At 59.6% G+C, this 15,791-nt stretch carries 12 protein-coding genes; 3 read left to right on the top strand and 9 right to left on the bottom strand.

Annotated elements, in window-relative coordinates; translation table 11 throughout:
* Positions 1–199: 199 nt before the first annotated feature.
* The 3 genes from I4W07_RS07285 to I4W07_RS07275 all read left to right on the top strand — a co-directional run bounded on the left by I4W07_RS07285 (position 200) and on the right by I4W07_RS07275 (position 2,735).
* Entirely contained in the window at positions 200–892 is a 693-nt protein-coding gene (locus tag I4W07_RS07285; RefSeq protein ID WP_230317547.1) for a FadR/GntR family transcriptional regulator, read from the top strand.
* A 160-nt stretch (positions 893–1,052) separates the two neighbouring features.
* A complete protein-coding gene (locus I4W07_RS07280; protein ID WP_196026123.1) occupies positions 1,053–1,862 on the top strand; it encodes a gluconate 5-dehydrogenase in 810 nt (269 codons plus the stop codon).
* A 231-nt stretch (positions 1,863–2,093) separates the two neighbouring features.
* Complete coding sequence (locus I4W07_RS07275; RefSeq protein ID WP_055309683.1) at positions 2,094–2,735, top strand: RpiB/LacA/LacB family sugar-phosphate isomerase; 642 nt, start codon at positions 2,094–2,096, stop codon at positions 2,733–2,735.
* Between the two features lie 120 nt (positions 2,736–2,855).
* Here the strand turns inward: I4W07_RS07275 and I4W07_RS07270 are convergent, their stop codons facing one another.
* The 9 genes from I4W07_RS07270 to I4W07_RS07230 all read right to left on the bottom strand — a co-directional run bounded on the left by I4W07_RS07270 (position 2,856) and on the right by I4W07_RS07230 (position 15,665).
* Complete coding sequence (locus tag I4W07_RS07270) at positions 2,856–4,805, bottom strand: NAD(P)/FAD-dependent oxidoreductase (RefSeq protein WP_196026121.1); 1,950 nt, start codon at positions 4,803–4,805, stop codon at positions 2,856–2,858.
* A gap of 201 nt (positions 4,806–5,006) precedes the next feature.
* Entirely contained in the window at positions 5,007–6,224 is a 1,218-nt protein-coding gene (locus tag I4W07_RS07265) for an FAD-dependent oxidoreductase (RefSeq protein ID WP_196026119.1), read from the bottom strand.
* Positions 6,225–6,327: 103 nt separating this feature from the next.
* Positions 6,328–7,233, bottom strand: coding sequence for a sugar phosphate isomerase/epimerase family protein (locus I4W07_RS07260; RefSeq protein WP_138114071.1), 906 nt, complete (start codon positions 7,231–7,233; stop codon positions 6,328–6,330).
* Between the two features lies 1 nt (position 7,234).
* Positions 7,235–8,473 carry a glycoside hydrolase family 88/105 protein gene (locus I4W07_RS07255; RefSeq protein ID WP_230317545.1) on the bottom strand — a complete coding sequence of 413 codons (1,239 nt, stop codon included), beginning with the start codon at positions 8,471–8,473 and terminating at the stop codon, positions 7,235–7,237.
* 107 nt (positions 8,474–8,580) lie between these two features.
* Positions 8,581–9,249: an SGNH/GDSL hydrolase family protein gene (locus I4W07_RS07250; RefSeq protein ID WP_230317544.1), complete on the bottom strand. Its 669-nt coding sequence runs from the start codon at positions 9,247–9,249 to the stop codon at positions 8,581–8,583.
* A 69-nt stretch (positions 9,250–9,318) separates the two neighbouring features.
* Entirely contained in the window at positions 9,319–11,484 is a 2,166-nt protein-coding gene (locus I4W07_RS07245) for a pectinesterase family protein (RefSeq protein WP_196026115.1), read from the bottom strand.
* Positions 11,481–12,290, bottom strand: a complete 810-nt coding sequence (locus I4W07_RS07240) for an alpha/beta hydrolase (protein ID WP_196026113.1) — start codon at positions 12,288–12,290, stop codon at positions 11,481–11,483. Before I4W07_RS07240 ends, I4W07_RS07245 begins: the two co-directional genes overlap by 4 nt.
* Positions 12,291–12,394: 104 nt before the next feature.
* A complete protein-coding gene (locus I4W07_RS07235; RefSeq protein WP_196026112.1) occupies positions 12,395–13,990 on the bottom strand; it encodes a glycoside hydrolase family 28 protein in 1,596 nt (531 codons plus the stop codon).
* A gap of 115 nt (positions 13,991–14,105) precedes the next feature.
* Positions 14,106–15,665, bottom strand: coding sequence for an MFS transporter (locus I4W07_RS07230; protein ID WP_196026111.1), 1,560 nt, complete (start codon positions 15,663–15,665; stop codon positions 14,106–14,108).
* Positions 15,666–15,791 lie beyond the last annotated feature (126 nt).

The raw sequence follows: 15,791 nt of genomic DNA, 5'->3' as shown, positions 1-15,791 counted from the left end.
TGATGACTATAGCGTGTTTTGGAAAGGTCTGATGTTTCATTTTGAAATTTGTTCGAAATACATCTGATGTATTTGGTAAACGGTCGTATTTGCGCTGCGAACGGTATATCTAAGCCGCCCGACTCAAATCCAGCGGCCAATATCGTATCCGTGGTGCGCTAAAATAGCTCAGATGAATTTTGTAATGAAAGGTATAGCTATGGCCCGCGCCGAATCGGGACTCCCCGAGCAAATATCGGAGAAAATCATTCAATTAATTCTGGATGAACACCTTGAGCAAGGCGATCGCCTGCCCAAGGAAACCGTGCTGGTCGAGCGCTTGGGCGCCGGCAGGAGCACCGTGCGCGAGGCCATGAAGTTGCTGCAGTCGCGCAATATCGTGCGCATTAAGCAGGGTTCGGGCACCTATGTGGCGTCAAACCCCGGCGTTGCCGACGACCCGCTGGGCTTTACCTTTATCGACGACAAGCAGCGTCTGGCGCGCGACCTACTCGAGGTGCGCTTTATGATCGAGCCGCAGATTGCACGCATGGCAGCCGAGCACGCAACCAACGACCAGGTCGTCTGTATCAAAGAGCTCTGCGACGAATCCGAGCGCCTGGCCGAGGCCGGTGAGGATTACTCCGCCGCCGACACCGCGTTCCACAATGCCATTGCCGAGAGCTCCGGAAACCTCGTCGTTCCCCGCCTGATGGGCGTGCTCAAGGCATCCGTCCCCCTCTTTATCGACGTGACCGGCAAAAAGCTCGTCGAGGAAACTATCCGCACGCACCGCGATGTGGCCGACGCCATCGCCTCGCGCAATCCCACCGCCGCGCACGACGCGATGTATCTGCACCTGGTGTATAACCGCAACATGATTGCGGAGGGCGCGCAGGAACAGAGCGAATAAACGTCCGCGCGGCAAGGGCGAGATCACCGTTTACCTTTTAAAAGTGAACGTTCACCTGATTTTAGAAGAATCTGACTTTTAATTCCCCCTCTTCTCCTATACTGACCTTGTATGAAAAGCAAGACTTATATAGATGAACGTTTCTTTTGAAAGGATCGCTATGTCTGATCTTATGGACAGCTTCCGCCTGGATGGCAAGGTCGCGCTCGTAACCGGCGCCACCTATGGCATCGGTATGGCCATTGCCGAGGCGCTCGGAGAGGCCGGCGCCAAGATCGCCTTTAACGCACGTCACGCCGACAAGGTCGCCGAGGCCGAGAAGCACTACCGCGAGCTGGGCTTTGAGGCCCATGGTTACGTGGCAGACGTCACCGACGAGGCCGTCGTCGCCGAGCTCATCGCCAAGATCGAGGCCGACTTTGGTACCACGCCCGATATCCTGGTCAACAACGCCGGCGTCATTCAGCGCACCCCGATGCTCGACATGAGCGCCGAGGACTTCCGTCGTGTCGTCGATATTGACCTCAACGCACCGTTTATCGTGTCCAAGGCCTGTCTGCCCGGCATGATCGCCAAGGGCCACGGCAAGATCATCAACATCTGCTCGATGATGAGCGAGCTGGGTCGCGAGACCATCGCCGGCTATGCCGCGGCCAAGGGCGGCCTGAAGATGCTCACCAAGAACATCTGCTCCGAGTTTGGCGAGGCCAACATCCAGTGCAACGGCATTGGGCCCGGCTACATCGCCACGCCGCAGACCGCGCCGCTGCGCGAGACGCAGCCTGACGGAAGCCGCCATCCGTTTGACCAGTTCATCATTGCCAAGACGCCGGCCGCCCGTTGGGGCACGCCCGAGGACCTGAAGGGCCCCGCCGTGTTCCTGGCTTCCGACGCGTCGAACTTCGTCAACGGCCACATCCTCTACGTCGACGGCGGCATTCTGGCTTACATCGGCAAGCAACCTGCTTAGGCGCTGCGCGGGCTTGAGACGGGCATCTTGCCTTTCAATCGTCGGTCGCGTACCCAAGTACGCTTCCCTCCTCTTTCAAGGCAACCTGCTCCGCCTCAAGCCCGCTCGCTCACCGCACGCCCACATTAAGGCCAATGTAATAGTTGCGGTGAAATAGTTCCTGTATAGGCCATCTATCAGGATAAATAGGAACTATTCCACCGCAAGTTAGAAATAGGAAGGTAATTCGCAATGAAAATCGCTCTGATCAACGAAAACTCTCAGAACTCCAAGAACCCTATGATCGAGGCTGCCCTTAAGAAGGTTGTCGAGCCCATGGGCCACACCGTCTTTAATTATGGCATGTATGCCGACGCCGACTCCAAGCCCCTCACCTACGTGCAGAACGGCATCCTTGCCGCCGTGCTGCTGAACTCCGGCGCTGCCGACTACGTCGTAACCGGCTGTGGCACCGGCGAGGGCGCCATGCTCGCCTGCAACTCCTTCCCCGGCGTGCTGTGCGGCCATGTTGCCGACCCGCTCGATGCCTACACCTTTGCCCAGGTCAACGACGGTAACGCTGTCGCCATGCCCTTCGCCCTTAAGAACGGCTGGGGCCAGGAGCTCAACCTCGAGTACACCTTCGAGAAGCTCTTTGGCTTTGGTTCGGGCAACGGCTATCCTGCCGAGCGTGTTGAGCCCGAGCAGCGCAACAAGAAGATCCTCGACGGCGTCCGCGCTGTGACTATGCGTCCGCTCGTCGACGTTCTGGGCGAGATCGATCAGGACCTGGTGAAGGGCGCACTTGCCGGCGAACACTTCCAGGAGTACTTCTTTGCCAACGCAACCGACGAGGCCATCATCGCCAAGGTCAAGGAGATCCTGGGCCTCTAATCGCACGACTCATTGCAGCTAACGCAAGCGGCGGTCGTCCCATGTACGGGACGACCGCCGCTTTTTGCTATCTACCGACTGACGCCGCGGGGATAGGCCTCACATGCACCAAGGGGTTGACTAGAGCTCGCAGGCAACCTTATAGCCATCGCCGATGGCGTCGCGAATGTTGCCACACTTGTTGGCATCGCCCAGCACGTGGGTGGTAACGCCGGCAGCGGCAAGGTCGTCGGCCAACTTGGTATTGGGACGGTAGCCCATCGCCAGCACCAGCGTATCGGCACCGGTGATGGTGTGGACCTCGCCGTCCTTTTCGTAGCTGATGGTGTCCTCGGTAATCTCGGTCACCTTGGCCTCGGTCAGCACGTGGACGCCCTTGGAGAGCATGCGCGTGATGAGCACCGCGCGACCGGCGCCGCCCTCGTTGGCGGCGAGCGTCTTGGTCATCTCGATGACGGTGACATCGCGGTTGGCCGGCGACAGGTCGTTGACCAACGGGGCCAGGTAATCGGCCGTCTCGCAGCCGACGGTGCCGCCGCCGACGATGACGATCTTCTTGCCCGGGAAAGCCTTGCCACCCAGCAGGTCGTCGGCCGTCATAACCTGCTTAAAGCCCTGCATGAAGGCCGGAGCGATGGGCTCGGCGCCATAGGCCAGGACGACCTCGTAGCCGGCGTAGTCGCGCTGAATGTCCTCGGCAGTAAGCTCGGTGCCAAATACGCACTTCACGCCCGCCTCAGCAAGACGGCGATACTGATACTTGATCACACGGGTGAGTTCCTGCTTTGCCGGCGGAACGGCTGCGATACGCATCTCGCCGCCCGGTTCGTCCTGCTTGTCCACGAGCACCACGTTGTGGCCGCGCTTGGCGGCAGTGAACGCCGCCTCCATGCCCGCAGGACCAGCGCCCACAACGAGCACGTTCTTGGCCTCAGCGGCAGGCTCGTAGCCAGCCTCGTCGCGCTCCACGTCCGGATTAACGGTGCAGGAGATGCGTTTGCCAAACATAATGCCGTTCAGGCAGCGCAGGCAGCCAATGCAGGGGCGAATATCGTCGGCGTTGCCGGCAGCGGCCTTGTTGCAGAACTCGGCATCACACAGATTGGCGCGGCCCATCATGCAGATGTCGGCGGCACCGTCCTCGATCAGCTCCTCGGCGATCCAAGCCTCGTTAATGCGTCCGACGGTGGCAACGGGAATGTTGACGTGCTTTTTGATCTCGCGCGAGCAGGCGGCATGCGAGGCCTGCTGCGTGCCGGCGGCGGGAATCGCAGAGCCGCGCTTGATGGTGGTGCCGCCCGACACGTGAATCATGTCGACGCCGGCCTTCTCCAGGCGACGCGAGACGTAGATCATGTCGTTGAGGGTCAGGCCGCCATCGGTGTACTCATCGCCCGAAATGCGGACGTCGATGATAAAGTCCTTCCCGCAGCGCTCGCGAATCTCGGCGATGACCTCGAGCAAGAAGCGCATGCGAGCGTCGAGCGAGCCGCCGTACTCATCGGTGCGCTTGTTGTAGAGCGGGGTCAAAAAGCCGCCGAGCATGCCGTGGGCGTGCGCCGCATGGACCTCGACGCCATCGACGCCGGCCTTCTGCATACGCACGGCAGCGTCGCCAAACTGATGCGTGAGCTCGTGAATCTCATCGACCGTGATGGGACGCGGCGCCTCGCGAGCATAGGACGGACCCACAAAGGACGGAGCAATCAGGCGCGGCGTGCCCGGGATGTTAAAGGCCATGTAGGCGGGGTGGAAGAGCTGCGGCATGATCTTGCAGCCGTACTCGTGGACGGCCGCGGCGAGCTTTTCCCAACCGGGGATAAACGTGTCGTCGTAGCAGCACATGTCACCCGGCAGATAGGTATAGGTGGGCTCGACCGTCACGACCTCGGTAATGATGAGGCCCACGCCGCCCTTGGCACGGGCACGGTAATGATCGACCAAGTCGTCGGTCACATAGCCATGATCGGCCAAGTTGGTGGATACCGGCGGCATAAAGACGCGGTTCTTGACCTCGGTTGTACCGACCTTGATCGGGCTAAAGAGCATCGGGTAGGCAGAGGACTCCATACAGGCTTCCTTTCGTTTGAGCCGCTCGGCGGCAGTTGCTAACGTACTTATCGTATCAGCAACTGCCGTATCCGCACTCGCTCGTACTCCCCACCTTCAATCCCGACCCTCACAAAAAAGTTGCGGTGGAATACGGAGTAGATGAGACTTTTGACAGCCAAAACAGTCCGTATTTCACCGCAACTGATGGGCGGGATGGAGTTAGAGGCCCAGGTAGGTGGTCATGCCTTCGACGGCGAGCTTGGCGCCAGCTACGGCGTGGACCACAGTGAGCGGGCCGTTGACCACGTCGCCGGCGGCAAAGACGCCAGGCACGGTAGTCATGCCATACTCGTCGACCGAAAGCAGGCCGCGATGGTCGGTCTCCAGACCGCCCGTTGTAAGCACGAGCTTGTCCTTGGGCACTTGAGACGCCGCAATCACAACCGTGTCGGCGGACACGTGGTCGAGTTCTTCCTCATAGCCCACCACGTTGTTGTCCTCGTCAAAGATAGCCGTCTCAAACACCGGACCGTTATCGTCGATGGCACAAATCGCCTTGCCGCACACGATTTCGGCACCGTCAAGCTCGGTCAGCTCGACCTCGTCGTCGATGGCCGAGATATGGCGCGAGCGGGCATACACAGTGACCTTGCGAGCGCCCGAGCGCAGGGCCGTACGGGCAACATCCATGGCCACATTGCCGGCGCCGATAACCGCCACGTTCTGCCCGATTGCCACGCTCGCGGGATCGACCAGATAATCGATGCCAAACAGCACGTTGCCGCGCGACTCGCCGGGAATACCCAACTTTCGAGCTCGCCAGGTACCGGTACCAACAAAGACCGCATCGTAGCCGTCGCGCAGCAGGTCATCGATGTGCAACGCGCCGCCGATGGTGGTCGAAGGGCGCACACGCACGCCGAGCGAGCACATCACGTGGCGATACTTTTGCACGAGCGCACGGGGCAGGCGGAACTCGGGGATACCGTATTCCAGCACCCCGCCGATCTCGGGGCGCTGTTCAAATACCGTGACGGCACAGCCCAGCTGGGCCATTTTAATGGCCACGGTAATACCGGCGGGACCGGAACCGACCACAGCAACCTGTTTGCCGCACGACGGCGCGGGCGTCCACTCCTTACGATCCAAATACGCTGTCGAGATATAGTTCTCGATGCTCGAGAAATGCACAGGTGTGCCCTTGCGGCCCTGGATGCAAGCACCCTCGCACTGGCCCGAATGGTTGCACACCATGGAGCAGACCGCGCTCATGGGATTGTTCTGGAACAGCAGCTCGCCCGCTTCTTCTAAACGACGCTGTTTGAACAGGTCGATGACCTGCGGAATAGGCGTCTGAACCGGGCAGCCCTTAACCTGACAGAACGCCCTTTTACAACCTAGGCAACGATTCGCCTCTTCGACAATATGGATAGCCACGCAACTCCCCTTTTTAATGCAATCCAATGGGGCGACGATAAAGACCCTTCACCGCCGCCCCCATACAGGTAATCTCAATCTGCCGACACGGCAAAAGCCAATGCTATAACTCGCGATGCGGAGCCCCGCAGCGAGCGGACATGTGCTCGAGTGTCGCCAGGCAGTCAGCCGCCGTCGCCGGCACGCTGTTCTCGACCACGCAGGGAATCCCAGGGCAGGCGGCGGCAGCCCAGGCCACCACGGGCTCAAAGTCATAGCGACCCGTCTCGCCCACGCCGTGGCACACCAGGCGTGAACCCGTACCGTCGCACCAACCGGCTTCGTCCTCGTTATCAACGACCTCAAAATCCTTGGCGTGCAGCACGCGGATCTTACTGCCGCATAAGTAGAGCATGCGCGCTGTGATTTCCTGCGCTTCGTCAACGACGCTGGGGTGCAGCAGCGACACTGGGTCGTAGATCACGCCGAGCGACGGGCTCGAGACGCGCTCCAGCACCTCACGGCAGCGATCCGGCGTATTAACCGTCTCGTTCCAACCGGGCTCGATCAGTATTTGCCCGCCCACGGCCTCGGCCCGATCGCAGACGTGTGCAAGTCCGTCTGCAAACGCATCGAGTGCCTCGTCGGTCATGCGGTCGTCCGCGACGCGGTTCTGCGCATTGGGACGACCGGTCTCGGTGCCAACCGGGCATCCGCCGAGCATCTGGGCAAAATTCAAGCACGCCTCGTACTCGGCAATGTTATCCATGAGCTGTTGTCGATCGGGCGTCGCCAGATTCTTATAACAGCCGAGCACGGCGACCGAAACGCCCGCCTCGTCGAGCACCGCACGCAAATGGTCGGCAAGCTCGCGGGTCAGGCCGCCTCGATCGATCCCCATCGATGCGTAGAGCACCTTGCTCGGCAGTTGAATGCACGAAAAGCCCAGCTCTCCCGCCATACGAATGCGTTCCTCGACGGTACCCTGCGGAAGGTCGTGCAAACGTACGCCCGGAGTAATAGCCCCCACGTTATTCACATCCCTTATGAGCGTTGATGCCCGGGGTGTATCCGCCAAACGGGTCCTCGATGGAGCACACGCCCGAGGGGGCGAGCGGATCGCGCTTACCGGCCAGCTTGTCGTGATGCATGGTCTCGATATAGGCAAGCACCAGCGGCGCCACACCCTTTGCATCATTTTTGACCACGGGCTCGCTCATGTAGTAATCAAACGTGCCCTCGCGGTGCGCGGTGTTTCCCAAGCCCGCAACCAGGCAGATGTTGTCAAGCGCCAGCTGCCCGTCACACTCGGACAGGCAGGTTTCGCAGATGCCATCGAAGGCGCGACGGCCGTACTGATAGTAACGCTCGCCCAGCACGCCCAGACGCACGCCCTTCATGATGGCGTTGGCAAAGATGGCGCTGCCCGACTCCTCTAGGTAGTTAGGGGCGATATTGGGCAGGTTGATGACCTGGTGCCACATGCCGGTCTTCTCGTCCTGATACGGCAGCATGGCGTCGATCAGATCGAGGAACATCTTGCGGATCTCGTCCTTCTCGGCTGACATCGAAGGCGGCATGAGCTCCCACGTGTCGATGAGCGCCATGGCGAACCAGCCCTCGGCGCGCAGCCAGAAGTTAGCCGAAAGGCCGGTGACCGGGTCGCACCAGAACTGTTTGCGACTCGCGTCGTAAGCGTGATAGTACAGACCGTTGAGGGGGTTGCGCATCAGGTCATGCACAACCTGGAACATATGGAAGCTGTCCGAGCAGGCACGACGGTTGTGGAAGCTCAGCTCATACTGCATGTAGAACGGCTGCGCCATATACATGCCGTCGAGCCAGATCTGGTTGGGGTAGACGGCCTTGTGCCAAAACACGCCCTCTTTGGTGCGCGGCTGGGTTTCGAGCTGGCGGTAGATGGTATCCATGGCGGCGCGATACTTGGGCTTGCCCACCAGGTCATACAGCTTGTAGAGGGTCTTGCCCGCATTGACGTTATCGAGGTTGTACTCCTGCGGGTTGTAATGCTTGATGGTACCGTCGTCCTGGACAAAGAAATCGATGTAGTCATCGGCGAACGTCAGGTAGCGCTGCTCGCCCGTAATCTCATACAGCTCGATGAGCGCCTTGATCATGCAGCCGTCGATATAGTTCCAGGTGTTCTCCTTGCCGGCGCGAATCTTTTCGATATTCCAAGCCGGCGCCTGCGGCGTAGAGGTTTCGATCAACTGCTCGATATAACGGTCCAGGATTTGATTGCAACCCATTGCTGTCCCCTCTGACATAAACGATAGGTGAACGTTACCCCTAGTGTAACGCGAACGGGGAATATAGGGTGAACGTTAACCCTATATTCCCCGCAAACGGCAGACTTTTAGCGGCAAACGGCGGTGAGACCCGCGGCGATGCGATGCGCCAGGCGCTCATAGCCGGCAGGACTGTAATGCAGACCGTCCGGCATATAAAGCTCGCGGTGCTCTGGCAAAAACGGGCTGATGCCACTTTGCGCATACAGGTCAATCACCGGAACGGAGTAACGGTCGCAGACTTCGAGCATCGCCCGCACGTAGGCGACCTGCGTCAACCCCAGGTGATTGAGCTCATCGCTTGCCGGGATATCCTTCTCGTGCTTACCGCTCGTCTTGCACGGCGTCATAAACACGAGCTTTGCCCGAGGCGAGCGTGCCGTGATGGTGCGGATCAGGTAATCGAGCGCACCGTAGAACTCATGCACATCGGTACTGCCCAACTCGCCAAGCGGCACGTTGCGGCTAAAGTCGTTGACGCCGCCAAAGACAATGTAGATATCGGCCGCATCGTCGATACCGTCCAGGCGCTCGACAAACGAATCGCTGCGGTCGGCCTTGACGGCGATACGCGAGCCCTTGATGCCAAAGTTCTCGATGACCGCGCCTCCCAGCAACGCGCCCAGATGCGAGGTCCACGAGATGTCGTTGCCTCCTCCACCGCAGCCGTTGTCGCCCCAGGTCGTTGAGTCGCCAAAGCAGCAAATAGTCGATTCACTCAAGCTCTTCGTTTCCATAATCTTCTCCTCATCCGCCCATTGGCGGCCATACAGGTACGTATCGTTTATTTGCAGCATGCCGAGGGGCTATGCACGGTCGCATTTCGCAACGTGCGAATCGAGCCATTCGATATCCTCGACAAGATGTGTCACTCCCAGATGGTGTCCACCCGGACACACCTCGTGCCGCAGAGCATCTCTGCGGCCCAGCAACTTGTAGGCATCGCGCACGATCTTGAGCTGTTCATCGACATTTTTCAGCCCGCGCGAACCGTTCAGATGATCTTCTTCGCAGCTCTGCACTAACAACGGGCGTGGCGCAATAAGCGAGGCAATATCGCCCATGTCGAGCAAGCGCCAAAGTCCGGGTGTGTAGTTGCAGCTGCAATTGCCGTTGAGGTGCAGCAGCGAATCATCGACACCGTACAGGTAGCCCGAGACAAACGTCTTGCATACGCGTGGGTCGAGCGCCGCCAGATACAGCGTCATGTATCCGCCGCCCGAAAAGCCAAAACAGCCCAGGTCGTCCATGGCAATGTCGCCGCGCGCCTCTAGGTAATCGATCAGACGCATGTTATCGCAGGCGTTGAGGCCCGCGACCGTAAGACCCAGTGGCTCGGCCATACGTGCCTGGTTTAGGCACGTCCCTCGCAAGTAGCTGTTCTCGTCATCGCCCTGGCCCTTCCAGTCACGACGGTATCCCCAACCGCGTGCGTCGGGGCAGACGGTCACGTAACCCATACGCGCCAAACGCAGACCGTAGTCGTAATTGAACTTACGCACGGCATCATCGACCGCCGGCACGCCCGCAACACCGGCTACGCTTGCAGCACCCGCTCCCTGATGGCCATGTGGGCAGATATAGCAGCACTTGCGGCCGCGCGCATCGAGCTTAGGCGACTGCGGCTCGAGCAGGTAGAACGGCATCCAAACGTCGCGCTCCACCTGCAGCATCGCATGGGTGCGCACGATGCCGCCGGCAACCCGCACGCGGCTGAGCTCACGAATCTCAATCGGGACGCGGTCCATAAGCGAAAGGCCCAAAACATCGTACAGACGAGTCCTGGTCGCAATCTTCCATGCCTCAAAATCTGCAGGAGTCTTGCCCGTAAAAGCAGCCGAACGCCCCTCGCGCTTCAGCCGGGCACGCAGCGCAGGTTCGTCTTCGCAGTACGTCTCGATGTGCACGGTGCGGCCGTTGGCAGACAGTTCAGCCGTCTCAACCGCATCACCGTCGCCGCCCTCGGGATCCCAGCCATCCACACCGGCAAGCACCTGCTCGCGAGCGTACCGGGCGACAGCCATCACATCGAGTTCATTCGCCCACGGCACCCAGCCGGTAGTATCACCCGCCGGCCCATGCAGAATCGCGCCAGCATACTGCACGCAGTTGTGTGCCGCCGGCTTATTCCAATCCCACCAGCCTTCGCGCTTGATATGTCGCCCCAGCCAGCAATCGATCAGCACAGTTTGCGCCCATTCACGCCAAGGACGACCCAGGTAGACCGAATCCGGCGCCACGCCATCCGGTGCAGTAAACGAACAACCGTGGAACACAAATCCGTACGGCTCGCCTTTAGGCGTGGAGGCTGCCGTTACATACCCGTTGACATCCATATCGCGGTTGAGCGAGCGAATCTCGCACCCCTCAAAGTAGGCACGCGCGCCGCCAAAGATAAAGTCGACATCGCCCTCGATCCGGCAACGTCGAAAATACTGGCGCCCCACCCGACGCGGCGCAAACTGCTTGGGCCCAATGAATCCGCCCGGTTTGGCCTCATGCGGCGGCAGCGGACCCAAAAACAGTGTGTCCTGGTGCCCCTTAATGCAGCAGGCATCGACAACCAGACGGTCGCCATCGGCATACAGGGCAATCGCCTGACCGACCTCGCGCCCATCGCCCGCATCGTTGACGATTGTGAGGTTCTCGAGCCGTACGTCGTCGGCATCGACCAAAACGGTATAGGTCCTAAACGTGCCGAGCGTGCCGTCCACGCCCGAGCCGTCCTCCGAAGGCATCTTGGCACCCAGGCTGCCCACGATACGCACGCTGTCAGCCGTCTCTCCCTCAATCGTCACATGCGAGCGATGAATCTCGACCCGCTCGCGATACTCGCCCGGATCGACGCGAATCATCACCGGTTGCTCGGCATCCGGATAGAGCTGATCGGCTGCCGCCAAGGCATCGGAAATCGTTGGATACGCTCCTGCCGCAGCCCTCGAAACGCGCAGCGTATAGATACTTTCGCTCATCGTCCATCACGCTCCCATGCAACGAACTGTTCAGGCCAGCCCTGAACTTGTGGCTGAATATGCTCGGCGCAGCCCTTAAATGCCGTTAGGGCCGTGGCGAGCGATGCCCCATGCTTTCCATGCGGAAAGACATGTAGGCTAAAGCCAATCCCGTGGTCGGCAAGAACCTGCGCAAGAAGGAGGCTATTTTGAACTGGCACCGATGCATCCTCGGCGGTATGCCACAAGAACGTACGGGGGAAGCCCTCGCCCACCATATTCTCGATCGACAACTTTTGAGCCAAAGCGCCATCGGCACCCGTTAGGTGTTCAAATGAACCACGATGAGCATAGGCCCCCGAGCTTACGACCGGGTAGCCCAAGCAAAGTGTGTCAGGCCGAATCGACTCAGGCGATGCCGCAATCGACTCTGCAAGCCAAGGTTGGTCCCAAAGCGCCCCGAGCAAGCCAACCAGATGCCCACCGGCCGAAAAACCCATGACCGTAATCCGATCAGGATCGACACAGTACTCTGCCGCATGGCTTCGGACGGTATCGACCGCCCGCGCGAGTTCTTGCAATGCCAGCGGATAGACAGCCGGAGCAACCGAGTAGTTCAGCACAAACGCCTGGTAGCCCATCGCCAACAAACGGAGCGCTACCGGCTCGCCTTCGCGCGGCGAAACGTGATCGTAGCCGCCTCCTGGCACGACCACAACTGCAGGCAGCGGTTTTAGAGCATAAGCATCTTCGGTCGGGGCAAAAACATAAGACGTAATCGTGGCAGACGAGCCATCGACCCCGACAGGAATCGTTTTATTGAGCATGTATTCCCTTTCACCATGATGCGTAGCGCAGCGCACACGGCCGTATCGCACAAGGGCTGCATTGCCGATTTATCCGACAATGCAGCCCTGGTCATCAACCCGAGTTAGGAACGGATAACCTTGTCGACGTTCTGGAGCTGCAGTTCCTCGCCGTCCTGGCCCTCGATCACCACATTTTGCAGGTCGAGTACCTTGACGTTTTGCGCGATGATGCCCTGACGCACCATGGGCTCAACGCCACAGGCCATGGCCGGAACAAAGGGCTCGGCATCCGGCGCGAAGGTCACGTGGACATCCTGGAACGTCAGACGCGTTACTTTGCTCTCGGGCAGACCCGTGATATAGGCCGCGGCAGCATGGCAGTTGGTGGCCTCGATATCGCAAAACGTCGTGGCACCAAAGCCGGGCGTGCGGTCGTCGACAGGCAGCGCCTCGCGAGACTGCACGTAATCGGTCTTGCCATCCTTGTCACAGAAGTAGAAGGAGTTGACCACGAAGGGCGTGAGCACCTCGTCCATGCGAATGTGCTCAAAGATAATGCCCTCGTTGACGGCATCCTTGCCGCGCCCGCGGCGGGTCTTGACGCGCAGGCCGCGGTCGGTGCGCTCAAAGAGGCACTTGCTCACGGTAAGGTCCTTGATGCCGCCGGCGGCCTCTGAACCCAGGACCACGGCGCCGTGACCATCGTGCATGTAGCAGTGAGAGATCAGCACGTCGTGCGTAGCGGGACGAAGCTCGGGCTCAATGCCCAGCTTGCCGCTCTTGATGGCGATGCAGTCATCGCCCACCGAGAACTGACAGCCAAGGATGCGGACAAAGCCGCAGCTCTCGGGATCGAAACCGTCGGTGTTGTGGGAGTTCTTGGGACCCTCGATCGACAGGCAAAGCGCGTCGACATGCTCGCACAGGACGGGATGGATATTCCACGCCGGGCTGTTGCGCACGGTAAAGCCGGCAAGGCTCACGTTTTGGCACTCGGACAGGAAGATCATGCGCGGACGGGCGACCTCGCGGCCCTCCTCGGGACGGAAGATGTTCTTAAAGTCCTTGTTCCACCAGTTGTCCTCGGCAAAATCGGTCTGACCGTCAATCGCGCCGCGACCATAGATGCACACGTCGTGCACGCCCAGACCCGTAAAGGTAGAACAGTAGGTCGAGAAGCTCTCCCCCTCCCAGCGGCCCAGGGGCAGCATATCGGTACCGGCATAACCGGCGCCCTCGTTGCCCGTGACCGTGCCCGGAATGTAGGCAAGCGCGGCACGATCGTGGCGGGCCAGCAGCACTGCCCCGTCGACGAGCTCGATGTTGATATTGCTCTTAAGGAAGAGGGACTTGATACGATAGCTACCGGCGGGAATCAGCACGCGCCCGTCCTTGGGACAGGCCATGATGGCAGCCTGGATGTTGGTGGTGTCATCATGCTCGGCATCGCCCTTGGCGCCACAGTCGCGAACGTTGATGGTAAAGGGCTCAGCCGGCGTGGTGACACCTACGCTCAGCTCACGCTCGCCACAAACAAAACGAACCAGGTTGCGCTTGCCGGGGGTCAGGCCGTCGACATAGGTCTCGACCGTATTCGTGGTACCGGCGGGCTCGTCGTTGACAAAGATCTCCCACGTATCGGCGCAGGTAAAGTAACCGCCGTCGTCAAGCTCGATCACGGCCGCGCGGGCGTTGCGCCAGATAACGTTCGTCTCCATGGGTTTCTCCCTCAAAAAGATGCTCTAAAGGCAAATTGTACGCTGTTGAAAAAGGGCCGTGCCTGCCGGCGGAATTCCGGTGGCACGGCCCTGTGATTTGGACGATATGTCGGCCTTACTCGGCGGGAGTTACGCTACCGTCCTGGAAGCCAACGTTGTTGTGGGCAAAGCAGTCCTCGTACTTAAAGCCGGAGAGCTCCTCGCAAAGCGCCTTGACCTCGGGCTTGACGTCGGCCATCTTGCCACCCTCCTTGACTCGGTGAATCTCGTCGCAAAGGACGTCGCACTGCTCCTTGTCGATCTTGATGCCGCGGGCAAGGACGGCTGCAAGCAGGAAGAAGCCGGCGCAGCCGATGATCATGTAGCCGCAGATATACAGAGGCACGGTAGCGGGCTGGGTCACGGCGTCGCTATTGCCGGCGGTCTGAATGAAGCCGGAGGCAGCAAGGACGATAGCCCATACGTTGACGGCGATAGCCTGGGCGATCTGCTGGCAGAGCTGCTGAGCGGAGCTGTAGATACCCTCGCGACGACGCAGGGTGATGAGCTCATCGACATCGGGGATGTAGTTGAGCAGAACATCGGGCAGGTACTGGAAGCCGACGTAGAAGAACTTCCAGATGGCGAAGATGATGGGGTAGGCGATCATGGCGATGGCGACCGTGGAGGTGCCGTTGATCTGACCAAAGGCGAAGTAGTTGAAGGCGATGATGCACGCAGCGCAACCGACATTTGCCAGGTACCAAGACTTGTGGAAGCCCTTCTTGGCCATGAGGGCGACCCAGATGGCGGTGCAGACGATAGCGACGACCTTGCCAGGCATCTCCATCACGGACTCGTAGGACTTAGGAATCTGCAGGCAGTAGACGATGAAGAAGGACAGGCAGGCAGACCAGCAGGCAGCAGCGAGCTTCGTGGAGACCTGTGCATACAGGACCTTGCGGAAGGACTTGTTGCGGAAGGTGGAGATAACGTCCACAAAGAACTTCTTGATGCCCTCGCCGACGCTCTCGATCTTCTCCTGAGCGACCTCCTCGGGGGTGTGCTCCCACGTGGACAGGTACACGCAGAGCAGCGAGATTGCCATGACCGAAGCGTTGACCGTAGCGATGATGAAGTAGCTGAACGGGTTGGTCTCGCCGAAGGTGCCAAAGCCGAAGCCCACAAGTGCAGCCATCAGGAAGCCGGCGGCGTTACCAAAGAGATGCTTGTAGCCGGTGAGGTACGTACGCTCCTTAAAGTCGTCGGTCATCTCGATGGTAAGCGGCGACAGGTTGGCGGTGCAGAACGTGTACGCGACGTTGTAGATCAGGTACAGCACAAAGTAGTACGGGAAGCCAAACGGCGTAGCCACGAAGATGAGCGGCTCGGCGATCATCATCGGGATGGCCAGCAAGATCCAGAAACGACGACGACCAAAGATGCGGCCAATCTTGGTGGCATAGAAGTTATCGGCCACAAAACCCATCAGCGGGCAAAGAATGGCGTTGACATAGATGGCAAACGAGCTGATCAGTGCAGCCTCGCCTGCGGACAGGCCACACTCCGTGGACAGGAACAGCACCATGTAGCTGTGCGTAAAGGTCAGGGCACCGGAATTGAGCATACCGCCCATACCAAAGCCCAAGCGCGTCCAGAATGTGATCTTACGCTTTTTTCCGATCTTATTAGTCATCGAGCTCCCTCTCTTTTCTCGATTGTCTTGTAACAAGACACTGGAGTCCATACCGACGTCTGTCTGTATGTCGTCCACTGGTAAGGTGAACGTTTAGCTAGATTATGCGCGATTACTTATGATAGG

The organism is Collinsella aerofaciens, from assembly GCF_015670745.1.
In the GTDB taxonomy this organism is placed as follows: domain Bacteria; phylum Actinomycetota; class Coriobacteriia; order Coriobacteriales; family Coriobacteriaceae; genus Collinsella; species Collinsella aerofaciens_T.
Note: the sequence above shows the minus strand (reverse complement) of the source record. Positions and strands in the feature narration are given on the sequence as shown.